General features: G+C 45.5%; 24 protein-coding genes. 20 read left to right on the forward strand and 4 right to left on the reverse strand.

What is annotated here, in order from left to right:
• Positions 1 to 36: 36 nt before the first annotated feature.
• The 8 genes from ABIX36_RS12725 to ABIX36_RS12760 all read left to right on the forward strand — a co-directional run bounded on the left by ABIX36_RS12725 (position 37) and on the right by ABIX36_RS12760 (position 9,189).
• Entirely contained in the window at positions 37 to 513 is a 477-nt protein-coding gene (locus ABIX36_RS12725; RefSeq protein WP_348082540.1) for a group II truncated hemoglobin, read from the forward strand.
• Complete coding sequence (locus tag ABIX36_RS12730) at positions 510 to 1,913, forward strand: ATP-binding protein (protein WP_348082541.1); 1,404 nt, start codon at positions 510 to 512, stop codon at positions 1,911 to 1,913. Before ABIX36_RS12725 ends, ABIX36_RS12730 begins: the two co-directional genes overlap by 4 nt.
• Positions 1,914 to 1,931: 18 nt before the next feature.
• Positions 1,932 to 3,590 (forward strand): FAD-dependent oxidoreductase, encoded by a 1,659-nt coding sequence (locus ABIX36_RS12735; RefSeq protein ID WP_348082542.1) that lies wholly within the window; start codon positions 1,932 to 1,934, stop codon positions 3,588 to 3,590.
• Positions 3,591 to 3,986: 396 nt separating this feature from the next.
• Positions 3,987 to 5,435 carry a circularly permuted type 2 ATP-grasp protein gene (locus tag ABIX36_RS12740; protein WP_348082543.1) on the forward strand — a complete coding sequence of 483 codons (1,449 nt, stop codon included), beginning with the start codon at positions 3,987 to 3,989 and terminating at the stop codon, positions 5,433 to 5,435.
• 125 nt (positions 5,436 to 5,560) lie between these two features.
• Positions 5,561 to 6,496 (forward strand): alpha-E domain-containing protein, encoded by a 936-nt coding sequence (locus ABIX36_RS12745; protein ID WP_348082544.1) that lies wholly within the window; start codon positions 5,561 to 5,563, stop codon positions 6,494 to 6,496.
• Positions 6,497 to 6,603: 107 nt separating this feature from the next.
• On the forward strand, positions 6,604 to 7,587 hold the full coding sequence (locus ABIX36_RS12750; protein WP_348082545.1) for a transglutaminase family protein: 984 nt from the start codon (positions 6,604 to 6,606) through the stop codon (positions 7,585 to 7,587).
• A 26-nt stretch (positions 7,588 to 7,613) separates the two neighbouring features.
• Positions 7,614 to 8,336 carry a peptidase gene (locus tag ABIX36_RS12755; protein WP_348082546.1) on the forward strand — a complete coding sequence of 241 codons (723 nt, stop codon included), beginning with the start codon at positions 7,614 to 7,616 and terminating at the stop codon, positions 8,334 to 8,336.
• Positions 8,337 to 8,340: 4 nt separating this feature from the next.
• Positions 8,341 to 9,189 (forward strand): transglutaminase family protein, encoded by an 849-nt coding sequence (locus ABIX36_RS12760; protein WP_348082547.1) that lies wholly within the window; start codon positions 8,341 to 8,343, stop codon positions 9,187 to 9,189.
• Between the two features lie 169 nt (positions 9,190 to 9,358).
• Here ABIX36_RS12760 and ABIX36_RS12765 read toward each other — a convergent pair whose 3' ends face one another.
• The 3 genes from ABIX36_RS12765 to ABIX36_RS12775 all read right to left on the reverse strand — a co-directional run bounded on the left by ABIX36_RS12765 (position 9,359) and on the right by ABIX36_RS12775 (position 11,889).
• The gene (locus ABIX36_RS12765) at positions 9,359 to 10,006 is read right to left on the reverse strand and encodes a hypothetical protein (RefSeq protein WP_348082548.1); all 648 of its coding nucleotides are present in this window, start codon (positions 10,004 to 10,006) and stop codon (positions 9,359 to 9,361) included.
• 67 nt (positions 10,007 to 10,073) lie between these two features.
• Entirely contained in the window at positions 10,074 to 10,640 is a 567-nt protein-coding gene (locus ABIX36_RS12770; protein WP_348082549.1) for a Crp/Fnr family transcriptional regulator, read from the reverse strand.
• A gap of 16 nt (positions 10,641 to 10,656) precedes the next feature.
• Positions 10,657 to 11,889, reverse strand: coding sequence for a glycosyltransferase (locus ABIX36_RS12775; protein ID WP_348082550.1), 1,233 nt, complete (start codon positions 11,887 to 11,889; stop codon positions 10,657 to 10,659).
• A 145-nt stretch (positions 11,890 to 12,034) separates the two neighbouring features.
• Here ABIX36_RS12775 and ABIX36_RS12780 point away from each other — a divergent pair, with 145 nt between their 5' ends.
• The 9 genes from ABIX36_RS12780 to ABIX36_RS12820 all read left to right on the forward strand — a co-directional run bounded on the left by ABIX36_RS12780 (position 12,035) and on the right by ABIX36_RS12820 (position 20,845).
• Positions 12,035 to 12,685 (forward strand): methyltransferase domain-containing protein, encoded by a 651-nt coding sequence (locus ABIX36_RS12780; RefSeq protein WP_348082551.1) that lies wholly within the window; start codon positions 12,035 to 12,037, stop codon positions 12,683 to 12,685.
• A gap of 154 nt (positions 12,686 to 12,839) precedes the next feature.
• The gene (locus tag ABIX36_RS12785) at positions 12,840 to 15,038 is read left to right on the forward strand and encodes a tetratricopeptide repeat protein (protein WP_348082552.1); all 2,199 of its coding nucleotides are present in this window, start codon (positions 12,840 to 12,842) and stop codon (positions 15,036 to 15,038) included.
• A gap of 83 nt (positions 15,039 to 15,121) precedes the next feature.
• Positions 15,122 to 15,913: a shikimate dehydrogenase gene (aroE, locus tag ABIX36_RS12790; protein ID WP_348082553.1), complete on the forward strand. Its 792-nt coding sequence runs from the start codon at positions 15,122 to 15,124 to the stop codon at positions 15,911 to 15,913.
• Complete coding sequence (gene gldD, locus ABIX36_RS12795; protein WP_348082554.1) at positions 15,906 to 16,499, forward strand: gliding motility lipoprotein GldD; 594 nt, start codon at positions 15,906 to 15,908, stop codon at positions 16,497 to 16,499. Before aroE ends, gldD begins: the two co-directional genes overlap by 8 nt.
• Before the next feature lie 93 nt (positions 16,500 to 16,592).
• Positions 16,593 to 17,228, forward strand: coding sequence for an MBL fold metallo-hydrolase (locus ABIX36_RS12800; RefSeq protein WP_348082555.1), 636 nt, complete (start codon positions 16,593 to 16,595; stop codon positions 17,226 to 17,228).
• 3 nt (positions 17,229 to 17,231) lie between these two features.
• On the forward strand, positions 17,232 to 18,458 hold the full coding sequence (locus ABIX36_RS12805) for an FtsX-like permease family protein (RefSeq protein ID WP_348082556.1): 1,227 nt from the start codon (positions 17,232 to 17,234) through the stop codon (positions 18,456 to 18,458).
• 217 nt (positions 18,459 to 18,675) lie between these two features.
• Positions 18,676 to 19,056 carry a 30S ribosome-binding factor RbfA gene (gene rbfA / locus ABIX36_RS12810; RefSeq protein WP_348082557.1) on the forward strand — a complete coding sequence of 127 codons (381 nt, stop codon included), beginning with the start codon at positions 18,676 to 18,678 and terminating at the stop codon, positions 19,054 to 19,056.
• A 5-nt stretch (positions 19,057 to 19,061) separates the two neighbouring features.
• Positions 19,062 to 19,766 (forward strand): peptidoglycan DD-metalloendopeptidase family protein, encoded by a 705-nt coding sequence (locus ABIX36_RS12815; RefSeq protein WP_348082558.1) that lies wholly within the window; start codon positions 19,062 to 19,064, stop codon positions 19,764 to 19,766.
• A 95-nt stretch (positions 19,767 to 19,861) separates the two neighbouring features.
• Positions 19,862 to 20,845, forward strand: coding sequence for a pyruvate dehydrogenase complex E1 component subunit beta (locus ABIX36_RS12820; RefSeq protein WP_128536339.1), 984 nt, complete (start codon positions 19,862 to 19,864; stop codon positions 20,843 to 20,845).
• A gap of 79 nt (positions 20,846 to 20,924) precedes the next feature.
• On the opposite strand, the gene ABIX36_RS12825 is transcribed toward ABIX36_RS12820, so the two are convergent.
• Positions 20,925 to 23,372 carry a TonB-dependent receptor plug domain-containing protein gene (locus tag ABIX36_RS12825; RefSeq protein WP_348082559.1) on the reverse strand — a complete coding sequence of 816 codons (2,448 nt, stop codon included), beginning with the start codon at positions 23,370 to 23,372 and terminating at the stop codon, positions 20,925 to 20,927.
• Between the two features lie 192 nt (positions 23,373 to 23,564).
• Between ABIX36_RS12825 and ABIX36_RS12830 the strand changes: the two genes are divergently transcribed.
• Genes ABIX36_RS12830 through ABIX36_RS12840 form a run of 3 tightly spaced genes read left to right on the forward strand, consistent with a single transcriptional unit; the run spans position 23,565 to position 24,679 of the window.
• The gene (locus tag ABIX36_RS12830; RefSeq protein ID WP_348082560.1) at positions 23,565 to 23,783 is read left to right on the forward strand and encodes a zinc ribbon domain-containing protein YjdM; all 219 of its coding nucleotides are present in this window, start codon (positions 23,565 to 23,567) and stop codon (positions 23,781 to 23,783) included.
• A 7-nt stretch (positions 23,784 to 23,790) separates the two neighbouring features.
• Positions 23,791 to 24,393, forward strand: coding sequence for a hypothetical protein (locus ABIX36_RS12835; protein ID WP_348082561.1), 603 nt, complete (start codon positions 23,791 to 23,793; stop codon positions 24,391 to 24,393).
• A gap of 52 nt (positions 24,394 to 24,445) precedes the next feature.
• The gene (locus ABIX36_RS12840; RefSeq protein ID WP_348082562.1) at positions 24,446 to 24,679 is read left to right on the forward strand and encodes a hypothetical protein; all 234 of its coding nucleotides are present in this window, start codon (positions 24,446 to 24,448) and stop codon (positions 24,677 to 24,679) included.
• Positions 24,680 to 24,685 lie beyond the last annotated feature (6 nt).

The raw sequence follows: 24,685 nt of genomic DNA on the forward strand, positions 1-24,685 counted from the left end.
GCAACCAAGCGTTTTTTATTACTAATTTTATGAACTATGAAAAACATACCAACCTTGTACGAATGGGTGGGCGGTAATGAGACCTTAGAAAACCTCACCAAAGTTTTTTACGATAAAGTACTGCATGATGATCTGCTGGAGCCGGTGTTTAAAAACATGTCGGAAGCGCATACCAAACACGTGGCACATTTTATAGCCGAAGTTTTTGGCGGCCCCCCGTTATATACGCAGGTCGATGACGGCAGCCACGCCAAAATGGTGGCGCACCATGTAGGTAAATTACTGAACGAGGAGCAACGCCAACGCTGGATAGCCCTGTTGCTGCAAAGCGCGGATGAGCTGCAACTGGCCGATGACCCGGAATTTCGCTCGGCATTGGTGGCTTACCTGGAGTGGGGTAGCCGTATTGCCGTCATCAATTCAAAATTAACCGATAACCCTTTACAGCAGGATGCACCTATGCCCCGGTGGGGTTGGGGGGTACCCGGCGGCCCTTATATACCAGAGGAATGAACGACGTAACCTTAGAAGAATTAAAGGCCATCCCCGTATTAAGCGAGGTGCCCGAAGAGCAATTGCAATGGTTTATTGATGCCGGGGAAACTATTACCCTGGAAGAAGGCCAGCGAATGTTTGAAGTGGGCGAACCGGTAAATATGACCACCATAATATTAGAAGGCCGCATCCGCATGTGCGTTATGCAAAACGGCAAGCTGCGCGAAATGGCGGTGATAAAGGAGCAGGGCATTACCGGCTACCTGCCATTTTCGCGCGCCAAAAAAACGCCGGGCTTTGGCGAATGCGTAAAAAAAGCGCGGATATTTAGGGTGCCGGCCGAGAAAATAAAGGAGGGTACCCAACTGCATTACGAATTAACCGAAGCGCTGGTACACACCATGACGAGCCGGATCCGCGATTTCACCTCCCTGCAGCAGCAAAACGAAAAGATGTTTGCGCTGGGTAAACTATCCGCAGGGCTGGCGCACGAGTTGAATAACCCTGCCGCAGCTATCAGCAGGGGGGCATCATCTTTAAACGCGCAGATACAAAACCTGCCGGCAATGTTTAAAGCTATAGTAAGCCTGAACATGACCCCCGAAAAGGTGGATACCATAAACGAGTTATTGGTTACACGCGCAAACCAAACGGACAGGCCGGTATTAAGCATGATGGATAAAGCCGACCGCGAAGACGATTTGGCGGATTGGCTGATGGACCACGAAATAAAAAAGCTGGAATTTGCAGAAAACCTGGTCGATTTTGATTTTAAGCCGGAGGACCTGGACCACATGAATGCCTGTACCCCCGTTTCGCAGCAATTAGAGATTGTTTTGGCATGGGTAAACAACTACCTGTTGGCGACTAAAATGATAGCGGATATTAAGGAGTCGTCGCAGCGGGTATCGCAACTGGTTACCTCGGTAAAGAATTTTACGCACATGGACAGGGATAGCGATAAGCAACTGCTGGATATCCACACCGGCATCCGCAACACCCTTACCATGCTGGATTATAAATTAAAGAAAGGCAATATTAAATTAGTCGAAAATTTCGACCTGAACCTGCCGCAGGTAAAAGCCATGGCCGGCGAACTGAACCAGGTTTGGACAAACGTAATTGATAACGCTATTGATGCCATGGAAATAAACAACGGCGGCACACTGGAAATAAAAACCCGGCAAGACAGGCAGTTTGTGGAGATAACAATCAAGGACGATGGCCCCGGCATACCCGAGGAAATGCAGTCGCAGATCTTCGACCCGTTTTTTACTACAAAGGACATGGGCAAGGGCACCGGCCTGGGGCTGGATGTGGTTACCCGTATTATCCGCCAGCACAACGGCACCGTAAAAGTACATTCGGTGCCCGGGAATACAGAATTTGTAATATGTTTCCCTATTAACGACGATTAAAAAGAATTTTAAATCAACATGGATCAACCTATCATATTTGCTATAGATGACGACCCGCAGGTACTGCGGGCCATAACGCGCGACCTGAAGAACCATTACCGCCAGGATTACCGCATCCTGAGCACTACATCTGTAAAAGAGGCGTTGGACAGCCTGCTGGAGTTAAAAAATAAAGGCGAAGTGGTGGCAATGTTTGTATCAGACCAACGGATGCCCGAGATGGAGGGGATAGACTTTTTGTGCAAAGCCCTAACCTTTTTCCCGCATGCTAAACGGGTATTGCTTACCGCGTATGCCGATACGGATGCAGCCATTAAGGCCATTAACGACGTAAAGCTGGATTATTATCTCACTAAACCCTGGGACCCGCCCGAGGAAAAATTGTACCCGGTAATTACCGATATGCTGGAAGATTGGCAAGGCCATTATCGCCCCGACTTTAAAGGTATTAAGGTTATTGGGTACCAGTTTTCGCCAAAATCACACGATATTAAAGAGTTCCTTTCGGGTTATCTGGTCCCATACTTGTGGCTGGATGCGAATTCGGAAGAAGCAAAAAAGCTATCCGGCTTAAACAAGCTTGACGCTAAGGACCTACCGGCGATAATCTTTGCGGACGGCACCTTGCTGAAAACGCCAACGGTAAAAGATATTGCTACGAAGATAGGCCTCAGCCAATCTGCCAAGAATGAGTTGTATGATGTGGTAATCATAGGCGCCGGGCCGGCAGGGTTGGCGGCCTCTGTTTACGGCTCATCAGAAGGATTGAAAACTTTGCTGATTGAGCGCAAAGTACCCGGCGGGCAGGCGGGCACCAGTTCGCGAATTGAGAATTACCTTGGTTTCCCGGCAGGCTTAAGCGGTGCGGATCTGACACGCAGGGCCATTACACAATCCACCCGTTTTGGCACCGATTTTTTGTCGCCCCAATCCGTAAAAGAAATTAAACTGAAGGATAACTACAAAACCGTTGTGATGGATGATAATACCGAGGTGCTAACCAAATCGGTCGTGATCACCACGGGGGTAGATTACCGCCAGCTCACCACGCCCGGGATAGAAAAATTTACGGGCGCGGGTATCTACTACGGTGCCGCCATGACGGAGGCCGCCAGTTGCAAAGATGCCAACGTATACATTGTAGGCGGTGGTAACTCCGCCGGGCAGGCGGCCATGTACCTATCCAAATTTGCCAAACAGGTTTTTATAATGATAAGGAAAGAAAGTTTGGCCGCTACCATGTCGTCTTACCTTATCGACCAGATAGGCGGGGTAAGCAACATCACCTTAATGCCCTGCACCGAAATTACCGAAGCCAAAGGCGAAAGCCGTTTGCATCAATTGGTTATCAAAAACCTGGATAATGGCGAGAGTAGCACCGTCGATGCCGATGCGCTATACATTTTTATAGGTGCCAAGCCCTTTACCGATTGGCTTGGTAAAGCGGTTATCAAAAACGACAAAGGCTTTGTAGAAACCGGGCGCGACCTAAACAGCTGCCAGGATTTTGAAAAGATCTGGAAATCAAACCGCGACCCGTACCTGCTGGAGACCAGCATCCCCGGTATATTTGCCGCCGGTGATGTACGTGCCGGTGCCATGAACAGGGTGGCTTCGGCAGTAGGCGAGGGCTCCATGGCTATTAGTTTTGTGCATAAATATTTGGCGGAGATATAGGCCAGTTTTTGCGGCTTTTTATGATGCCTAAGGTAACCCCAACAACAAATGCTCCGTTAGCGGGGCATTTTTATTTAACCGGAACTGTAATAAACTTTCCGGGCTAAACGGAGTTATTATGATGCTAACTTAAGGCCTGCTACAATCGCCTGGCAATTATAAATTTTTTAGACGATCCTCAAATTTGTTTTTAACTGATAATTAAGCAGACAATGCTTTGCCTTAAATTTATCGTCGTTTTAACATTTTATATTTTTTATAATATTAAACTTGCATTAATTACCCTATTATTTTCATAATTTACCAAAAAAAATGCGAGTTTGATATGGTTATTCATTATAATTACGATCGTATAGCCTGTTTCTGTGATATTTTTATGCAATAAGGAGAAGTTTTATGTACAAATCGCAACATTTTGAAAAATATAATCTAATAAATGGCGTATGGGACGAAATGTACAATCAAAACAGCATTGTTCGAGACCATTATCAGAAAGTAATAGAATACCTCGCCCTGGAATCGCCGGATGACCTCAATAAAAAAGAGGAACTCGCAAAAAGGCTCTTCATGACCCAAGGTATCACCTTTACCGTTTATAATAGCGGAGAGGGTATCGAGAAGATCTTTCCATTCGATATTATTCCCCGCATCATCACAGCAGCGGAATGGGAGTTTGTAGAGCGGGGTATAAAACAGCGCCTTACTGCGCTCAACTTATTCCTGAAGGATATTTACCACAACCAGTTTATTATTAAGGACGGCATTGTGCCGATAGATATTATATACTCCTGCCCGCATTTCCTGCGCGAAATGTACCAGCTGGATGTGCCTTATGATGTTTACGTTCACATTGCCGGTATCGACCTGATCCGGGATCACGATGGTACTTTTTATGTGCTGGAAGATAACCTGCGCACCCCATCGGGCGTAAGCTATATGCTGGAGAACCGCGAAATAACCAAACGTTTGTTCCCTGACCTGTTGCCTAATTGTAATGTGCGTAGTGTTACCGAGTACCCATCCATCCTGTATAAAAACCTGTTATCGCTTTCGCCAAGGCAGATCAGCAACCCTACTATTGTATTACTGAGCCCGGGTATTTATAACTCCGCTTACTTTGAACATACCACCCTTGCCCGTTTAATGGGCGTGGAACTGGTAGAAGGCCGCGACCTGGTGGTGAACAACCATAAGGTTTATATGAAAACCACCACCGGCTTGCAGCAGATAGATGTGATCTATCGCAGGGTTGATGATGAGTTTTTAGACCCATTGGTATTTAACCCCAACAGCGTTTTAGGCGTAGCCGGTTTAATGGGAGCCTACCGTAAAGGCAATGTGGCCATTGTAAACGCGATAGGCAACGGCGTAGCAGATGATAAGGCGACGTACATTTACGTACCCGATATGATCAAATATTACCTTAACGAAGAGCCTATACTAAAGAATGTACCTACCCATCGCCTGAGCGACCCGGACGAGCGCGAACACGTTTTCAAAAACATCAACACAATGGTGGTGAAGAAAACCAACGGTAGCGGCGGTTATGGCATGCTGATGGGCCACGCATCTACGGAGGAAGAAATTGAAGACTATAAGCTGGAGATATTAAAGGACCCGCGCAATTTTATCGCGCAGCCAACCATTAGCTTATCGGCGGCGCCGTGTTATATCGGCGGCATATTACAGCCAAGGAGGATAGACCTGCGCCCCTACGCCCTTTGCGGCCCGGACGGCATCGAAATAGTGCCGGGTGGTTTAACCCGCGTGGCACTTACCGAAGGTTCGCTGGTGGTAAACAGTTCGCAGGGCGGTGGAAGTAAGGATACGTGGGTGCTTTCCTAAAAGAAGCGAGAAATAAGAAGCAAGAATAAAGACAAAAAAAATCCGAAATTGAAAACTCGATATTTGAAATCAAAAGATCAATATAAATCCGAAATCGAAAATTCGACATCCGAAATAAAGAAGATATGTTAAGCAGGGTAGCAGCAAGTTTTTATTGGTTAAGCCGGTACATCGAGAGGAGTGATGGGATCTTAAGGATGCTGAAGATCAACTATAATTCCTCCCAGGATTCTACCGAGGGGTTTACATGGGCGCCCGTTATCCGTATATCTTCGGGTTTGGATGAGGAGTTGGAAGAAAAATTGGGAAATGATAGTCGCACGGTTTTGCGCTATATGATTACCGATAAGAGTAACCAGAACTCCATTCTCAATATAATCACCTTTGCGCGTGAAAACGCGCGCAGTGTGCAGGAGCATATCCCGAAGGATCTTTGGCAATGCCTTAACGAGTATTACCATACCGTTAAAGACCCTAAACTGGACATCCGCCTGCAAAAGGAGGACCCTATTACGGTGCTGGATGTAATCATTAAGCAGGTAATGCTTTACTATGGTACTGCCGAAATTACGATGGAGCGTGGCCAGGGCCGCAGTTTTATGAACATTGGTAAGTACCTGGAGCGCGCTATCCAAAGCATCGATATCCTGGATATCAAATACAAGCCTACCAATGCCAACCCCACGTTATTAACGGATATTACATATTGGAAACATCTTTTACTATCTATAGGCGGATACGAACTGTACCTAAAAACATACCGCGACGGTTTAGAAGCACAGAACGTAATTGAGCAGATTATCTTAAATAACGACTTTCCGCGGTCCGTTATTTATTCGGTAAATAACATCCAACGGTATTTCGACAGGTTGAAGAATAACAGCAACGTGAATGATTACCGCGAGATCTCCTTCCAGATAGGGAAGCTGCAAAGCAATATCAAATACAGTTCGGTAAAAAGTATTACCAACCAGGGGCTGCATCAGTTTTTAACGTTGATAAAAGATGACCTTTATAAAATTGGTAATTCGCTAAACGAATACTACTTTGCAAACTCCTAATTAACCAATTTGAAAATGAGTTGATTTGAAGATTTGAAAATGCCTTTTGCGGGGTTCATTTCAAATCTTCAAATTGCCAAATTTTCAAATTAAAACATTGATAAGCTATGCCCGAATTTAAGATTCAGCACATTACAAAATACTCGTACGATAACCTTGTAAGAGATAGCGCCAATAAGATCATCCTTTTCCCAATAGTGGATATTTACCAGGATGTGCTGAAGCACGACCTGATCATTACCGGGCACCCGCAGATTGATACCTATGTGGATTATTATGGTAACGAGGTAGGCAGCTTCACCTATACCGAGCCGCATAATATGCTGGTGATCAATTCGCAGGTATCGGTAAATACGCATCCCCGGCCTTTGCCAACAGATGCGGTGGATTCGGTAACGCAATGGGATGAGCTATACAGCATTAAATACATTGTGCCTTACATCGATTTTTTGAAGCAGGAATACTTTGAAGGCTTGAGCGAGCTGTTCCCCATAGTGGAGAGCGAACGCCAAACCAACGATACCCCTTACCGGGCCGCATTAAAATTTACCGAATATGTTTACCGAAATTTTGAGTATATAAAAGGTGTAACCACGGTAGAGACCACTCTTGATGAGATCTGGGCGCTAAAAGCGGGCGTTTGTCAGGATTTTGCCCACTTATTAATGGTAATGCTGCGCCTGGTTGGCATCCCGGCTCGCTACGTGAGCGGTTACATTTGCCCCAACCGTGATGGTATGCGTGGCGAAGGTGCAACCCATGCCTGGGCCGAAGCTTACCTGCCGGGTTACGGCTGGCTGGGTTTGGACCCTACTAACAATTGCGTGGCGAACGAAATGCACGTACGCCTGGCAGTAGGCCGCAACTTCAGCGACTGCTCGCCTGTGAAGGGCGTGTACAAAGGCTCGGCGAGGCATATCCTGGAGGTTTCAGTTTCGGTAGGTTATCATGAAGAGGAGCATTTACCGCAGGAAAAAGATATATTTACCGTTTCAACATTTCCGGTAGCCGAACCCAAAACTGCATCGCGCAACAGTTATGAAAGGTATATGGAAATAATTCAGCAGCAGCAACAACAGCAGCAGCAATAAACGGAATTATAAATATATTTTTTAGAATGACTTACTGCTTAGGAATTAAGGTTAAAGAAGGATTAGTAGCAATATCCGATACCCGCATTACCACAGGGACAGATACTACCGTTAAGAAGAAGATCACCATTATTCAAAAAGAGCACTACTCGCTGTTTGTGATGACCAGCGGGCTGCGCTCGGTAAGAGACAAAGCCCTTGTTTATTTTGACGAACTGTTGGAGACCGAAGAGTTTGGCAAGCTTTACCAAGCGGTAAATGCTTTTGGGCAGCAGGTGCGGCGCGTAGCCGATGAAGACCGGGCAACACTGGAAAAGAACGGCTTTAAATTTGACCTCCATACCATTATTGGCGGGCAGTTAAAGGACGACGAAGAGCACAAATTGTTCCTGCTTTATCCCGAAGGGAATTGGGTAGAACTTGGCCTTGGCGCGCCCTTTGTAGTGATAGGCAACTCGGGGCATGGTAAGGCGATACTTAACCGTGTTTTGAATGAGGATTCGGACATGAAGCTGGCGTTAAAGGCGGGGTTTTTATCCTTCGACAGTACGCGTGTAAGCAGTAATAATGTAGATTTCCCTATTGACGTTGCGCTGTATAAAAAAGGTACTTTTGAACTTGTAGAACAGCGCTTTACGCAAAAAGAGATGGCGGCGATATCCGACCAATGGGACGAAGAATTAAAAAATGCCCTGGCTAATATACCGGGCGAATGGATGGATAAAGCGTTTAAAAAATTACCGGAATAGCACAATGAAATTTAAAGTATCGGCGGAGTTGGAATATGATGTAAAGGCGCCGAGCACCCTAATACTAAACATACACGCACTAAGAACAGCACACCAAACCATACTGGACGAAAAGCTGCTTATTACCCCATACATAAAAATTGAAGAACTAAATGCCATGAACGGCGAGAACCGTTTCGCGCGTCTGGACATCCCTGATACCGGCCTCATTAGTATTAAGTATGAGGCTTTGGTTGATAATTACTACGAGGTGAAAGATCACTCCAATGTAGAGGAGATCCCAGTAGCTAAATTTGATGCATCGGTACTGCCATACTTAAACCCCAGCAGGTATTGCCAATCGGACAAGCTGTACCGTTTAGCCAACAATACCTTCGGCAATATCCGCACTTCGTTTGAGCAGGTTTTTGCTATTACCGACTGGATCTATAAAAACGTAGAATACCTCAGCGGGTTCACCAATTCCGAAACATCTGCCTACGATACCGTTACCCAGCAAGCCGGCGTTTGCCGCGATTTTGCACATTTGGGGATAGCGCTTTGTCGCGCGTTAACCATACCCGCACGCTACTTTACCGGCTATGCTTACCAGCTTAATCCGCCCGATTTTCACGCTTGTTTTGAAGCTTATTTGGGTGGCGATTGGGTATTGTTTGATGCCACACGATTGATCCCCTTAAACGCCCTGGTTAAAATAGCCACCGGCCGCGATGCCGCAGATGCCGCTATTGCCAGCATTTTTGGCGATGTATATTGCACCAACATCCGCGCCTCCTGCCAATATGTAGACGAAGAAGTCTTTAAACCCATTTATTATACCCGCTCTATATTTGACGGGGTTACGTATTTGTAGGTTTGATTGCACCGATTTTATAAGATACGTCATGCCGAAATTTTTTCGGCACCCCACATGCAAAGTGAACGATATGCACGGTAGCGGCATGATGGCTACCTGTCCTGTGGGGTTCTGAAATAAATTCAGGATGATGTGGTGGAGCGGAATGGCTGACCGTACCCGGCTGCTATCTCACCAGGTCTGCTATAACCCCCTCTATCTTTCGCTGTTCTTCAGCATTCAAACACCGCGTTGCGCTTAAAAAACTTAGGGCAGTGATCAGCGTATTAATATCCTCATCGGTTCCTAAATTTTGCAGGTAGGCGGGTAATACCAGGCTCAATGGACGCAGTTCCTTTCGGTCGCACCAGTCATTTATAAGGGCATCTATGGTGGAATTGTAATAGCCTTTCAGCCCTGCCCGTTTTAAACCCTCGTTAATTCCCGCTTTCAGCATTTTGCCGTAACCATTATCCGGTAGGTGAACGGCGCTCTCAGAGGCCAACTGGTAATATTTCCCTGCGGAGGGAAGATCGTTCAATGTTTCGTACGATTTACCAATGTTGAGGTAAAGTGAGGGATAATGCGTTTTTAGCTCATCGCTTTCGATGGCATCGACATACTTTAGCGCATCCAGGTTCCATTGCAGGTTTACTTGCGGGTCGGGTTGGTTGCGGGCGCAGTAATGCGCGGCGGTAAATTTTTCAAAATTGTTAGTGGCTGCTTCCCAGGCTTGTTTAAAGCAATTGCCTGCTTCTTCAATTTTACCTTCAGCTTCTGCCTGCATACCTTTTGCGCATAGCCGTACCACCTTATTTTCCGGGTCGAAATTCATAACGTTATGTTTTCTGCAAGGATAAAGCTACCGAAACAGCTGCGCATTGACCTACATCAATAAATGCTTATCGCGATTTTATCCGGCTCAAGGTTTCGGGGCTGATATCCAAATACGAGGCTACAATTTTATTAGCTATCTGCTGCACCACCCTCGGGTTTTGGCTCAGCAGCTGTTCATAGCGCTCTTTGGCGGTTCGCATAACCAACCGCTCTATCAGGCGGTTGCTGTTGATGTAGGCATGCTCCAGTAGCTTGCGGTAAAAATCCTTCCATTCCGTGATGGTTTCGGTCAGCTCAAAAAAATCCTTACGGGATATCGCCAGTAATTCCGCATCATCCAGTACCTCAACAAATTCAAAAGATGCCTCACCGGAGATAAAACTCGCTAACGCAGTAACCACCATCCCGTCAAAAGCAAAGTACCTGGTCCGCTCTGCACCCTGCTCCGATAAGTAAAACACCCTCGCGCAGCCCGAATTAATAAAATAAAGCTTATCGCAAAGCTCGCCCTGCCGGTGCAGTGTGGTATTCCGTTTGAAGTTGAGGGGTTTGAATTTGGATGTTATTGCCTCCAGTTTCTCGCTATCGATGGTAATATTATGGGCGATATAACGCTTCAGTAAGCCTAACATGCTGTTTTAATTGGGGTTATGCCGGGTAAAGTTCGCGCTCCACCTGTTCTATTACCTCGCTTAGTTCTTCTGCGCGTTTGTCCCAGGTATTGCCTTCGGCTATAGCCAAACGGCTTTGGCGTTTCTCAGTGGTATCGGTGTTTATTTCTTCTAAAACGTGTTGAAGGAACCCCTCTTTGGTGCCCGATATTTTGATTGCGTCCTCAAAATCCGATAGGTCGCTAAAGTCGGTACTCACCACAGGCAGGCCCGCGGCCAGGTATTCGTTTATCTTCATCGGGTAAATCCCCTTGGTAAACTCATCTTTTATAAACGGGATAATACCAACCGAAAATTCTTTGGAATAAGCGGGCAGCAGTTCGGGGGCTTTGGCGCCTTTCAGTTTTACGTTTTTGTATTTCTTTAGGATAGCCTCGCCGCGTTCGCTGGTGATGCGGCCAACAAAAGTGAAGGTAGCATCGGGCATTTGGGTGAAGAGGTATTGTAATATTTCATAATCAAGCCGGTCGTCTACACTGCCTACATAACCTATCACCTTTTTATCAGGGTTAACCTCGGGGTTAAAACCCTGGCGGAACAGCGACGCTTTAACCGCGTTGTTTACTACATAGCAGCGTTTGGTTTCGGCGAATTTGCTGTTGAATAAGCCTTTTGAGGTTACAATAACGGCATCCACCATTTTCAGGAATATTTGCTCGAGCTTTATGCCGTGCTTACTTAGCCAGGGGTGCGCGCCTTTCACCTCATCATAACAATGATATATCAGGATTTTTTCTTTAAACCTTCGCCCCGTCATCACCCCCATGCCCGGGTTAAAGGATACGAAGTTGATCAGCTCGTGATTCATATCCAACTCCTTTAGCGCCTTTCGGATGCTCCTGCGTAGCAGCCAGCCGTTATAGTTAAGCATGGTCTCGTAAAACTTGCCGGGAGATAAAAAACTAACGGGGAAGGCGAGTGGAGGTGTGAGGATATAAACCTTGCCGCCATGCTCGGGGTGGATCTCGCTGATGCGGCTTTTAAGGCCAAGGGCCTGCACGTAATCTACCTTGTTTTTTCCTTTTACGCCAGCAAGGGCATCCTTGTAGGTGTAAGCATTCTCTACAAACAAAATTTTATTATCGGCAGATAAAACCTTCATTAATTCAACAACCGCCTTAATATAGTTACCATGCCATTCTGTGCCGCTTATGCATAGTATATTACGGTTGGTTAGCATGGTAATGGTTGTTTCTGCTAAACTACTCATATTATTTTCAAAAAATCACAACCTTTAAGTGTACACGCTACAATAACAATTAAATTTTCTGCTTTATTTATCAAATTCAATTATATTTAAAACGGCAAATAGTTTTTGCTTTTGACCATTAATTTACAGCATACTTATATAAAAAATGCCCATAGAAGAGAAAATATACGTGCACTATGGCTGCGGCCAGGCCGCCCCTCCCGAGTGGAAGAATTTCGATGTGTCGCCAACATTGCGTATTCAAAAAACGCCGGTTTTGGGCTTTCTAATGAGAAAGAGCCTGGGCCAGGTATTTGATGGCAATGTACGCTACGGCGATATCACAGAAGGGCTCCCCGGCATTAAAGATGGTACCGTTGATGGTGCCTACTGCTCGCACGTGTTGGAGCATATGTCGTTTGAGCATTTTCGTATAGCGTTACGTAATACTTACAACATGCTGAAACCCGGTGGCATCTTCCGTATTATTATGCCCGATCTGGAGGTTTTGATACGCGATTACATCAACGATAAAGATGTAAAAAAAGACCCGGAAGCCTCTATTACCCTTATTAAACGCATGATGATGGGTGTAGAAGTAAGGCCGCGTAATGTTATGGCGGTAACCAAACATCTTTTTGGCTACCTGGAGCACCTTTGGCTTTGGGATTGGGAATCTACCGAAAAAGAACTGCGCGATGCCGGTTTTACCAATATACGCCGTTGCGAATTTAATGACAGCGCCGACCCGATGTTTAAGCTCGTTGAGAATAAAAAACGCTGGGAGCTGGTGGTGAAATTTGAAGCCATAAAATAATTTAGCAAGAGGCAACACGAAAGGCTGCACCGTCCGTAAATGGATAGTGTAGCCTTTTTATTTTTGTGCCGCCAACTTTTCTATAGATGCTGCGTTTAAACACGATGGGTTTTGTAAATTAATATTCAGTATATTAGTATTGTATAAAACAACAATGGAGGCTGCAGACACAATGGAATACGGTGCCATCAACCAGTTATTGGATGATGCTTACAGTAACCGTGTCCACAATTTAAAGTACAGTGTAAAATTGGCCACCGAGGCCCTGCAGCTGAGCCGGAAACAAAGCCACAAGTCTCTTATTGGTAAAAGCCTCACCCAGCTTTCTTTGTTTTACATGATCCAGGGGGCTTATAAGCGCTCTGTACATATGGCCAAAGAGGCTATCCGTTATTTTGAAGAGTTGCAGGATGATCTGGGTATTGCCGATGCCAAGTACAGTATAGCCGGCGTTTACTACAAAACAGATAACTATCATTTAGGGCTCATCTGCCTTTTCGATTGCCTTAAAATATACCGCAAGTACCAGGATCACCACAACCAGGCACGCACCCTCAAATCATTGGGCACCATATACGAATACTTTGGCGACCCCAAAAACGCCGTCCGTTCTTACGAATCGGCCATAGAAGCGGCCCGTCGGGTAAAAGATCTCAACCTGGTATCTAACGCGTACAACCCCCTTTCGGGTATTTACCTTAAACAGGGCAAGGTAGAGAAGGCGTTTCGTATTGTGCAGGAATCTATCGCCATTAAATCAAAAACCGGCGATATACGCGGGCTGGCCTTTGCCTTATACGGGCGTGGTAAGGTTTACGCATTTACCGGCCGGTTGCAAGAGGCCGAGAATGATTTTAAGAATGCCATAGAGATCCATATCAACGCGGGCGAAAAATTGGGGTTAGGCATGGCCTATCAAAAAATGGGGGAGCTGTATATCGCTATGGGGCGGTTGGACAAAGCTAAACTCATCCTGCAAAAAGGCCTCGATTTTAGTAACAAGTATAATATTGCCATTATACGCTTTAAGTGCAACTACCTGCTTTACCAGATAAGCAAACTGGAGAACGATACCGTAAGATCATTAGAGTACCTGGAGCTTTACCTGCACCAGAAGGAAGCGGTTATTAATACTCAAACCCTTAAAGTGATAGAGAATTATGAGCTCATCACCAAAATGGAATCGCTGGAGAAAGAAGCAAAGCTGCAGAAAGAGCGTGAAGCCATTGAAGAAAAACAAAAGCGTGCCGAGCAAACTGCCCGGATGAAGCAGGAGTTTTTATCAACCATGAGTCATGAGATACGTACGCCGTTAAACGCGGTTACTACCATCTCCACCATGATAACCGCTAAATCTGCCTATGATGAGGAGTTGATGGACTCCTTAAAATCGGCATCAAATAACCTGCTGCTTGTAATTAATGATATTTTAGATTTTACAAAACTCGATTCGGGCAAGGTAGAGTTGAATAATCGCGCCTGTCCGTTTCAGGACCTGCTGGATAGTGTTATTAAAACCTACAGCAGCCTTGCGCACAAAAAAGGGGTGGAGCTATTGCTCACAAAAGACCAGGCACTGGCAGATTGCTACGAGCTCGACGAAACCAAGCTGTCGCAGATATTAGGTAACCTGATAAGTAACGCAGTAAAATATACCGATAACGGCAAGGTGGTTTTAAACCTGCGGAAAATAGCTGCCGTTGATGAGTTTGACAACATCCGCTTTAGCGTGGCTGATACCGGTACCGGTATTCCCGAGGAGCATTTTGAAGAGATCTTTGAAACATTTTCGCAGCCGAAATCTGTCACCACCCGCTCGCAAGGAGGCTCCGGTCTTGGCCTGGCCATCGTGAAAAAACTCACCGGGCTTTATGATAGTAATGTTACCGTGAGAAGTAAGATCGGCGTTGGCTCCGAGTTTACTTTTGATATAAAACTAAAACGGGCCAGCATACCCGGCAGGGCGGTCCCGCTGTCTGTAGAGGGGTTAAAAGGTAAAACCGTACTGTTGGCCGAAGATAACATGATCAACGCGATGGTTGCCCGCAAGCTGCTGGCCAACTGGGGGATCGTATCTGAACATGCCATAAACGGGATGGAAGCAGTGGAAAAATCGCAGTTAAAAGCCTTCGATTTTATATTGATGGATATTCATATGCCCGGGATGAACGGCTTTGATGCCACCGAGCAGATCCGCCATAATACAAACCCAAATACCGCTACCCCTGTATTTGCCCTTACTGCTGATATTACTGCCGAAAGTAACGAAGACTATAAAAACTACTTCACCGGTTTTCTGCGCAAGCCCATAGAAATTGACCGCCTGTACATGGCGCTGCTGCAAGTATCCTGAGCCGGCGGATAAAAAATTATAAATCTTCGTGCTTTGTTGCTAATATTACCGTTATCAATTTATCCTGTTTATTTACGCCAAAAATGAAAAACTACGGGCTTATCGGCTTTCCGCTTTCGCACTCTTTTTCTAAAAAATACTTTACAGAAAAGTTTATTACTGAAAAGATAACAGATGCGGCTTATGACCTGTACCCCCTGGAGCATATTGACGAATTAGTTAAGTTGTTGCATGATAACCCCAATCTTTGCGGGCTTAATGTGACCATCCCACACAAGGTAAACGTAATGAAACATCTCGACTGGATAGAGCACGATGCCAAAAATGCCGGGGCGGTAAATTGTATAAAAGTAATATCAGAAAGCCCGGTATCCGCCGCTTTCTCCGGCGAGTTAGGTATTAAAGGGCACGATTTCAGGCTGGAAGGATACAACACCGACATTTATGGTTTTGAGGGATCGCTAAGCCCGCTGTTGAGCAGTCATCATGATAAAGCATTGATATTGGGCGATGGCGGCGCGGCAAAGGCCGTTAAATGCGTGCTGCAAAACAAAGGGATAGACCACGTATCCGTAACCCGCAAACCCGGAAAGGGCAATATTTTGTTTAAGGATCTGACGGCAAAACACATTAAAGAGTACAAGCTCATTATCAATACAACGCCTATAGGCACCTACCCTAATGTAGATGAGTGTCCCCCCATACCATATGAGGCGATAACCAGCGACCACCTGCTGTTCGACCTGGTGTATAACCCTCCGTTGACCATGTTTTTAAAGAAAGGTGATGAACGCCGCGCTACCACCAAAAACGGCTACGAAATGCTGGTGCTACAGGCAGAAAAAGCATGGGAAATTTGGAACTCAAATGATTAATAAAGTGAAGTACCCGGCCCTTTTTATATTTGTTTTATTGATTGCTTCCTGCGGCGGTGCGCCTGACTATTCGCCCAAACCACGGGGCTTTTTCCGCATCATTTATCCCAAAAAAGAATACCAGGCGTATACCGAAGGCTGCCCTTTCACCTTTGATTACCCTAAATACGGAACCATAGAACAGGACAAATCGCGCGGGGCAAAATCCTGTTGGCAAAATATCCAGTTCCCGCAGTTTAATGCTACGCTACATTTGAGTTATCAGCCGGTAACCTCGCCTAAGGAGTTTAACGAACTGGTGGAGGATGCGCATAAACTAAGCTTTAAACATACCGTAAAAGCCACTTCTATAGACGAAGCGGCTATTGCTTACCCTGAAAGAAAGGTATACGGGGTATATTATACCATTGATGGCAATGCCGCATCATCGGCACAGTTTTTCCTCACAGATAGTACCAAACATTACCTGCGCGGCGCATTATACTTTAATTCCGAACCACGTTTAGATTCGATACAACCCGTACTTAACTTTTTAAAAAAGGATGTGGACGTAATGATAAAAACGTTTAAGTGGAAAAAGTCTTAAGGCCCTTGCCTGCTTGATGTAGACGCGAAGTATCGCGTCTTTACGGGGAATTTAAATTTTTCTCCTTTAACCTTAAACAAGTAGCTTTGCGCCATGGCAAACGTTCAGTCCTTTGTAAATAACCCTTACCAGGAGAATACCTACATTTTGTTTGATGATAGTAAGGAGTGTGTGATCATAGATCCCGGGATGTACACCGCGGCGGAGCAAAACACGGTTGTAAACTTTATAAAAGAAAACGGATTAAAGCCCGTTTTGCTGCTAAACACCCATTGCCACGTAGACCACGTGCTGGGCAACCGCTTTGTGTTCGACCAGTATGGGTTGAAGCCGAAATTTCATGAAGGTGAATCGGAGACCTTAGCTGCTGTAGTTGCTTATGCCCCGGCCATGGGTTTCAGATACGATGCCTCTCCTTTGCCAGATGAGTTTTTGCCCGAAACGGGAACCATCAGCTTCGGTAATACAAACATCCGGCTCATATTTGCACCCGGCCATTCGCCCGCGCATTTATGTTTTTATGATGAAGGTGCTAATATTTTAATTGGTGGCGACGTGCTGTTTCGCAACAGCATTGGCCGTACCGACCTGCCCGGCGGGAACCATAGCCTACTGATAAAGAACATAGAAGAAAAACTTTTTCTGCTGCCTGATGATTGTACCGTATATCCCGGCCATGGCCCCGAAACAACCATTGGTTACGAGAAACAACATAATCCTTACCTATAAAAATTGAACACGTCCATCTACATAGCCAAACGGTACCTGTTCAGCAAAAAACAGACGCACGCCATCAATATCATATCGGGCATATCCATGCTCGGGGTGTTGGTCGGCAGCGCAGCGCTCATCATTATTCTCTCTGTATTTAATGGCTTCGAAAAGGTGATTCTTTCCATGTACAGCGATTTTACACCCGAAATAAAAATAGAACCTCGGCTGGGTAAAACTTTCGACCCCAATACAACCTACTTAACGCAGTTAAGCAAGGATGGGCGGGTGTTTTCATACACCAGCGTTTTGCAGGAAAGAGTGCTGATAAAATATGGCGCTAAGCCCTTTATTGCCACCGTTAAAGGCGTAAGCGATGATTTTTTGAAAAACCGACAGCTGGATAGCACCATCCAGTACGGCTCTTTTACGCTGAAAGATAGCGGCTACAATTTTGCGGTGATCGGCACTACTTTACAAAGCAGCCTCGGCGTGAGCTTAAAAGACCAGTTTACGCCATTGCAGGTGTATTCGCCAAGCCGAAGCTCCGGGAACTCCACCAACCCGATGAACGATTTTATCTTTCGCACTATAATCCCCTCGGGCGTGTTTGGCATACAGCAGGAGTTTGATGACCTGATGGTAACCCCGATAGAGTTTACCCGTGACCTGCTCGATGAGCCCAAAAACGTGTCTTCGGTAGAAATAAATTTTAAACCCGGTACCGATGTAGACCAGGTACAGGACGAGATAAAGGAAAAAATAGGCGCCGACTTTGTGGTGAAAAACCGCAAGGAACAAAATACCGGGCTTTATAAAACCATTAATTATGAGCGTTGGTCCATATTTATGATCCTCACTTTTGTGCTCATTATCGCTATTTTTAACATTGTTGGCTCGTTAACTATGCTGGTGATCGACAAACGGAAAGACATCGCCATTTTAACCAGCCTGGGTGCCCACAAGAGGTTGATCCAGGGCATCTTCTTTTTTGAGGGGATGATGATATCGGCCATCGGCTGTATTACGGGCGTTGTACTTGGTACCATCGTATGTCTCCTACAATTGCAGTTCAACTTCGTTAAAATGGGAGCAAAACTCTCCGTGCTGGATGCCTACCCGGTAGCTTTTAAAGCGAGAGATTTTTTGCTGGTTTTTGTTACCGTAAGCGTTATCGCGGTTATCGCATCGGGCATTAGCGCAAGGCTAAGCGTGAAGAGACTGGATGAAATAAAGCAGGATTTGTAGGGAGTGGTAAATAGAGAGTGGAGAATGGTTCTTTAACGGCCGAAAGCAGGATGCTTTCGCCACGCGGACGACGAGTTGAAAACTCGCGGTAGCTACAAAAAATCAGCGTAATCAAAAAAATCATTTTAATCAGCGGTCAAATTCATTAGCTTTATCTTTTTGCCGATATATACATATTAATTCAAACTCATTTGCCTAACCGGCGTTATCAATCATCATGGAATCAAAACGTCAGCAAAAATTTGCCGGAGTAATTCAGGAGGACCTGGCCGCCATATTTCAACGCGAGGGCATGAATTACCTGCCCAATACCTTAGTAACTATCACCAAAGTACGCGTTACGCCCGATCTGGCCATCGCCCGCATATTTTTAAGCTTTTTTAACGGAACCGATAACCAGCACGCGCTGGCTGCTATAAAACTACACGCATCAGAGATCCGCTATAAATTGGGTGCCCGCATTAAAGACCAGGTGCGCGTTATACCGCAACTGGAATTTTTTGTGGATGATACCAGCGAATACGTAGAGCGTATGGACAAGATCTTCGACAAAATAAGCAAGGAAGAACGCCAGCCCGATACTACCGACGAAAGCTAAACCCAATGGGTGCTACCGAAAAATTAGCAGCATGCCTGGCCAATTACCAGGGCATTGTTGGCAAAATTGTGGATTTTCATCCCGCCGATGATAAACTGTTTCCGCTTGACCTAACCGCCGCCAATACCGAACTGGATGCGGATATGGTTGCCGATACCGAAGCTTTTACCGCATACATTAACCAAAAACTGGCAGAGAACCATTGCCGCTATGCTATTGGTGGTTACATGGAACACCGCACCATTTACGCCCGTAGCGCTCATTTCGATACGGAAGATGAACCCCGCCGCCTGCATTTGGGCGTTGATATTTGGGGAGATAGTGGCACGCCCATCTATTCGCCATTAGCCGGTACATTTCACAGTTTTCAGGACAACAATAGTTTTGGCGATTATGGGCCAACCATTATTCTGCAACATAATGTGGATGGATTAACCCTGTACAGCTTGTATGGGCATTTAAGCCGCGTAAGTCTGGATGGTTTAGCTATCGGGCAGCAGATTGAAGCAGGGCAGCAGATAGCAACCTTAGGCAATGCTACCGAAAACGGCCACTGGCCGCCGCACCTGCATTTTCAGCTAATGCTGGATATTGGCGATGCCAAAGGAGATTACCCCGGTGTAGGGAAGTACTCAGAGAAAGCGGCATTGATGCTGAATATCCCCGATCCTCAGTTGATATTGGAGCTGCCTGCTGCATTAAATACTTAGTGGTTTTTGTGACCACTTTATTATAAATGTGCCTAATTGCATTTTCCACATTTTGATTATATTTGCCATCGCAAAAAACTTCATTTTAAAAAATAATGAGAGAAATACAATTCAGAGAAGCGCTTAGAGAAGCCATGCAGGAAGAAATGCGCAACGACGAAAACATTTACCTGATGGGTGAAGAGGTTGCCGAATATAACGGTGCCTACAAAGTAAGCCAGGGTATGCTTGACGAATTTGGCGCTAAACGCGTAATAGATACACCTATCTCTGAATTAGGTTTTGCCGGTATAGGCATAGGTTCGGCCATGAATGGTTTAAAACCTATTATCGAATTCATGACGTTTAACTTCTCGCTTGTTGCTATCGACCAGATCATCAACGGCGCTGCCAAAATAATGAGCATGAGCGGTGGCCAGTTTTCTGTGCCTATCGTATTCCGTGGCCCAACAGGCAACGCGGGTATGCTAAGCTCACAGCACAGCCAGTGCTTCGAGAATTGGTACGCAAACTGCCCGGGCTTAAAGGTGGTTGTACCATCAAACCCTGCCGATGCAAAAGGCTTGTTAAAATCATGTATCATCGACCCGGACCCATGTATCTTCATGGAGTCGGAATTAATGTATGGCGATAAAGGCGAAGTGCCCGAAGAAACTTACTACATACCAATTGGTAAAGCCGCTGTAACTAAAGAAGGCAGCGATGTTACCTTAGTTGGTTTCGGTAAAATAATGAAAGTGGTTAACGCCGCTGCTGCCGAGCTTGAAAAAGAAGGCATCCACGCCGAGGTTATCGACTTACGTACCGTTCGCCCTATCGATTATCCTTGCATCATCGAATCGGTTAAGAAAACAAACCGTTTGGTAATTGTAGAAGAAAGCTGGCCGTTAGGTTCTATCGCTACAGAAATTGCCTTTAAAGTACAGAAAGACGCGTTTGATTACTTAGACGCTCCAATTCTGCGCATTATGGGCGGCGACGTGCCATTGCCTTACGCCCCAACTTTGATACAGGAATACCTGCCAAACCCGGAACGCGTAATTAAAGCCGTTAAAGAAGTAATGTACGTTACAAAATAATTGTAAAGTTAAATATTAGAAAGCCTCTCCAAATTTTGGAGAGACTTTTTTGTTTAATGGGGTAGACTGTAACCTAAAGCTACTCCGTTACCTTATAACTAAATTTTGCGGCACCGGCGGTACCGTTGTTATTGATCCCCTCAATAATAATTTGGTATTGCCCGGTGCCATCGGCATTATAAAAATCGAAGGAGGCGTTGCCGTTTTTATCGGTTGTGATCTCGGGTAACCAAAAGATGGTGCTGCGGAGGTCGGGGCGGGTGCGGTTATCTATGTAATCGTACCTGGGCGCATAAAACTCGCGTGCTTTATAAAACCCGGTAACCGTTAGCGGTAAAACGCCACTGGATATAATGTCTTTAGCAGTTGTCCCGGCACCCTGTTTTGTAGTAATTACCATTACACCATTACCGCCACCCATGCCGTATACCGTGGCACTTCCATATTTGAGTACCTCAATAGTTTCTATATCGCCGGGCCAAATATCATTAATGCCCACAGGTCTTCCAGGTTCTGAGGTGCGTTGTACGCCATCTACAACCACTAACATTGCGCTGCCATTGCCAATTTGCATTTTCGGTACCCCACCGTCCGGGTTATCGATGCTTGCAAAATACACCCCTCCAATACGGCCGGCAAGTAAAGTAGCCAGCATGCCGCTACGCGGCAAATCGATTCCTTTTATTAAAACATCTGCATTACCCGCCCCCGCCAGGCTTTGTGTGTAATAGTTAAACTTTTTTACAGCTTGTATCTTTACCTCTTTTAATTGAATGCCTTTGCCATAATATTTTAAATATTCAGAGTGCTGTTTTTGACTGTTTGCGAGGTACGCATGTATATTTCCAACATTAGATGTATCCGTACTGGCGTACAAAACAGGCGATATAGGCACTAACGGTTCGGGCTTGTAGGTAAGCGTTGTATTGTTTTTTCCCTTATCATTTACGGCGTTTAATACAAAACGGGTAGTATCATAAAATGCGAGGTTTTGAAAACTGAACGCCCCGTCCTCGTTGGTGTTCTCGCTTAACAAGCTGCCTCCTTTTGATGGGATAAGCGTAACGAGCCCTTTATTTAAAGGCTTCCCGCTAATTGATTTTGCACGTCCGTTAATGCTTAATGCTTTCTCGGGCCGAATGGCTGTAGGTGGCAGATCGTTATTGACAATATTTTTCCAGGTGAAGCGCCGGTAACCGTGGGTAAGCATAGCCAGGTCCAGGTCTTCGCGTTTTTTATTGTTGATGTTAATGAAATAGTAGCCCGGCTCTTCAATATATCCTTTAAGGTTAGAAGTAAGCAGTAGATAGGTGAGGATATTTTCTTCTTTATTTTCAATAATATCTACTTTACTTCTATCAATTACAGCTACCGAAAAATGCGCCGGAGACGTCTCAAGATCCGCAGTATTAATGTGGAGGCTTACTTTTATTTTTTCGCGCTGCTGATATTCCTTTTTATCTGTCGCGATACCCAGATCGAGTTTATCGTTGTTATCAATAAACACCAGTCGCTCGCATAAGGGAGTACCATCGGCTGCTAACAGCGTTATTTGTGTAATGCCCGTTTGCAGGCGGTTGCTCTCCAGGTCGAATTTCATCTCCCTGTTGGTTAGTTTATCGGTAAAAGTGGTGAGTTTGCCGCCCGAATAAAAAAGCAGGTTAAGCGGTTTGTTTTTGTTTGCATGAAAAAAGCCACCACCGGCATTAATGGCGATGGCAAGCTTACCGGGTAAATTATTCACGGCCATGGCTACGGCTGTACTGTCGGCTACAGGTAACTGGATGCTGCTTTTTGACCCATCGGCAAAGGTGATTTCGGCATGATAGCTTTTGCCGGTATGGGGTGTATAGCTAATGGATCCCATGCCCAAATGCGAGGTGCTAAGGTTAGAGACTGCCTTACCTGCGCCATCTAAAATCACCCCGCTTGCCGCTATGCCGGTACCATCTCCACGCAACGCCTTAAAGGCAATTTTAGCAGGAATGCCCGGCACCAGTTCGCCCCCTTCGGGAAAAAATTGAATCTCCGGCGCGATGGCTTGCATTGTTGCAGGAGCTTTTTTAACGGGCTTCTCTATAATAGCCGCTATGGGAATCGTCCTATCAAAAAACAACTCGCCGCCATAGTTCTGCATCAGTTTAGTATAGGCGCGTACGCGGTAGTTACCGGCAACCAGCGAATCTGGCAGCGCGAAATCTCCCCAGGCAAGGCCGCCAATTACCTGGAGTTTGATGGCGTTAATGATCTTATTTTGCGGGGTTATCAGGTCGGCGTATAATACACCGCTCAGGGGCGACAATACATTTTTCTCTCCTGCCACTACGTAAGCTTTAAAATATATAGTATCGCCCGCGGCATAATAGGGCTTATCAAAATGCAGGTATGCTTTCTCTATCTCATGCTGATCGAAAAAGGTTTTCAACCGGGCAGCCTGTTCTTTTAAGGACGAAGGTTTGGCCGTTTGAGCCATCGCATAGCAAACCGGTAATAAAACACAGGCAATGCAGGCTATCACTTTTTTCATAAGCAACGGAGTTTAGGTACGGTGAACAATTGGTTTCATCGGCAACGGGACTGCTGATTTTGAGCAAATTAAGCAATTAATATGGTAAAATGAAACGCGGCTAATACCCTGAGATTGATTTAAAGGTCGGCAGGGTACAGGACAGGCATGTTGAGGCAGGGGTTATAAACATTATGTGCTAACTTTGCCGGCATGAGCGATTTTATAGTAAAAGATAGCAACGGAAACCAACTGAACGACGGCGACAGCGTAACGCTGATAAAAAGCCTGAAAGTAAAAGGCGGCGGTACTACGCTAAAGCAAGGCACGCTGGTAAAAAAGATCCGCCTAACGGATAACGACGAGGAAGTGGATTGCAAAGTAGACGGCATGAGCATTGTACTGCGCACCGAATTTTTAAAGAAAAGGTAGTACCGCCATGCTTACCAAAATAGCCCGCAAGCGCTTCCTGGAAAAGTACCCTGAATTTGTGACAGCCGATTACAGGCGTGATAAATTCTTTTCGCCGGATGGTGTAGCATACTATATTCTTTACGTGGAAGCCCGGTCAACCGTTGGGTTGTGTAGTAAGATGGCGGCTGAATTGACCAACTTGTGTACCAGTATGGGCTACAGTGGCCTTAATTTTATGGGTGAAATTACTGCGGCATGGCGCTACCGCAACCACGATTATCCGCCTGTTAAAAAGGCGCTTGCTTATTTGGTAGCCAACAACATCAGCAAAAGCTTCAACGGGGCTATTTATGTACCACTTGCCCATCTCCCAGTATTCCTTAGGCATCTTTTTTGGCTGGTGAGATGTAATGGCGTTGTGTTTTTGCCGCATTTTAGCGATCCCGGGTTTAATATTATTGGCTCTCTTTGTAAGTACGGAAATTTGCATCTGACCATAATTAACAAAACCGCAGAATTATCTTTTGATGAGGTGATGGAACATAACGATTTGTTTTACCTACGGGAAGAAAGATGTGGCGGTGGCCGTATACCTGGCCGGAAAGGCACCTATACCGCTGGTAATTAACTTTATCTGTAAAATAAACATTAATTTATTCTAAAATTGTGTACCTTTAAATATGGCAACACCCGAAAACCGCAAACTGATAATCCCGCTGATGATCTTCATCGGTATGGTTGCGGTGGGTGTTAATACCATCAACAAGGCTATCGATTCGCACCAAACCTGGCGCTTAATTATAGCGGTTATTCCTACCCTGATGTTCAGCGCGGCTACAATTTTGGTAATTATGAAATACAAATACCAGGATAAAGAGCAGGAAGAAAGCTCCGAAAACAGGCTGGATAACTAATCCCCG

It is taken from the genome of Mucilaginibacter sp., assembly GCF_039925265.1.
Classification (GTDB): domain Bacteria; phylum Bacteroidota; class Bacteroidia; order Sphingobacteriales; family Sphingobacteriaceae; genus Mucilaginibacter.

Coding starts and splice junctions, on each gene's coding strand:
- ABIX36_RS12825 (WP_348082559.1), bottom strand. CDS start 23,372: ATGAAAAAAGTGATAGCCTGCATTGCCTGTGTTTTATTACCGGTTTGC.
- rbfA (WP_348082557.1), top strand. CDS start 18,676: ATGGAATCAAAACGTCAGCAAAAATTTGCCGGAGTAATTCAGGAGGAC.
- ABIX36_RS12785 (WP_348082552.1), top strand. CDS start 12,840: ATGGAGGCTGCAGACACAATGGAATACGGTGCCATCAACCAGTTATTG.
- ABIX36_RS12760 (WP_348082547.1), top strand. CDS start 8,341: ATGAAATTTAAAGTATCGGCGGAGTTGGAATATGATGTAAAGGCGCCG.
- ABIX36_RS12835 (WP_348082561.1), top strand. CDS start 23,791: ATGCTTACCAAAATAGCCCGCAAGCGCTTCCTGGAAAAGTACCCTGAA.
- ABIX36_RS12740 (WP_348082543.1), top strand. CDS start 3,987: ATGTACAAATCGCAACATTTTGAAAAATATAATCTAATAAATGGCGTA.
- ABIX36_RS12840 (WP_348082562.1), top strand. CDS start 24,446: ATGGCAACACCCGAAAACCGCAAACTGATAATCCCGCTGATGATCTTC.
- ABIX36_RS12815 (WP_348082558.1), top strand. CDS start 19,062: ATGGGTGCTACCGAAAAATTAGCAGCATGCCTGGCCAATTACCAGGGC.
- ABIX36_RS12820 (WP_128536339.1), top strand. CDS start 19,862: ATGAGAGAAATACAATTCAGAGAAGCGCTTAGAGAAGCCATGCAGGAA.
- ABIX36_RS12735 (WP_348082542.1), top strand. CDS start 1,932: ATGGATCAACCTATCATATTTGCTATAGATGACGACCCGCAGGTACTG.
- ABIX36_RS12725 (WP_348082540.1), top strand. CDS start 37: ATGAAAAACATACCAACCTTGTACGAATGGGTGGGCGGTAATGAGACC.
- gldD (WP_348082554.1), top strand. CDS start 15,906: ATGATTAATAAAGTGAAGTACCCGGCCCTTTTTATATTTGTTTTATTG.
- ABIX36_RS12755 (WP_348082546.1), top strand. CDS start 7,614: ATGACTTACTGCTTAGGAATTAAGGTTAAAGAAGGATTAGTAGCAATA.
- ABIX36_RS12775 (WP_348082550.1), bottom strand. CDS start 11,889: ATGAGTAGTTTAGCAGAAACAACCATTACCATGCTAACCAACCGTAAT.
- ABIX36_RS12765 (WP_348082548.1), bottom strand. CDS start 10,006: ATGAATTTCGACCCGGAAAATAAGGTGGTACGGCTATGCGCAAAAGGT.
- ABIX36_RS12745 (WP_348082544.1), top strand. CDS start 5,561: ATGTTAAGCAGGGTAGCAGCAAGTTTTTATTGGTTAAGCCGGTACATC.
- ABIX36_RS12830 (WP_348082560.1), top strand. CDS start 23,565: ATGAGCGATTTTATAGTAAAAGATAGCAACGGAAACCAACTGAACGAC.
- aroE (WP_348082553.1), top strand. CDS start 15,122: ATGAAAAACTACGGGCTTATCGGCTTTCCGCTTTCGCACTCTTTTTCT.
- ABIX36_RS12730 (WP_348082541.1), top strand. CDS start 510: ATGAACGACGTAACCTTAGAAGAATTAAAGGCCATCCCCGTATTAAGC.
- ABIX36_RS12800 (WP_348082555.1), top strand. CDS start 16,593: ATGGCAAACGTTCAGTCCTTTGTAAATAACCCTTACCAGGAGAATACC.
- ABIX36_RS12780 (WP_348082551.1), top strand. CDS start 12,035: ATGCCCATAGAAGAGAAAATATACGTGCACTATGGCTGCGGCCAGGCC.
- ABIX36_RS12770 (WP_348082549.1), bottom strand. CDS start 10,640: ATGTTAGGCTTACTGAAGCGTTATATCGCCCATAATATTACCATCGAT.
- ABIX36_RS12750 (WP_348082545.1), top strand. CDS start 6,604: ATGCCCGAATTTAAGATTCAGCACATTACAAAATACTCGTACGATAAC.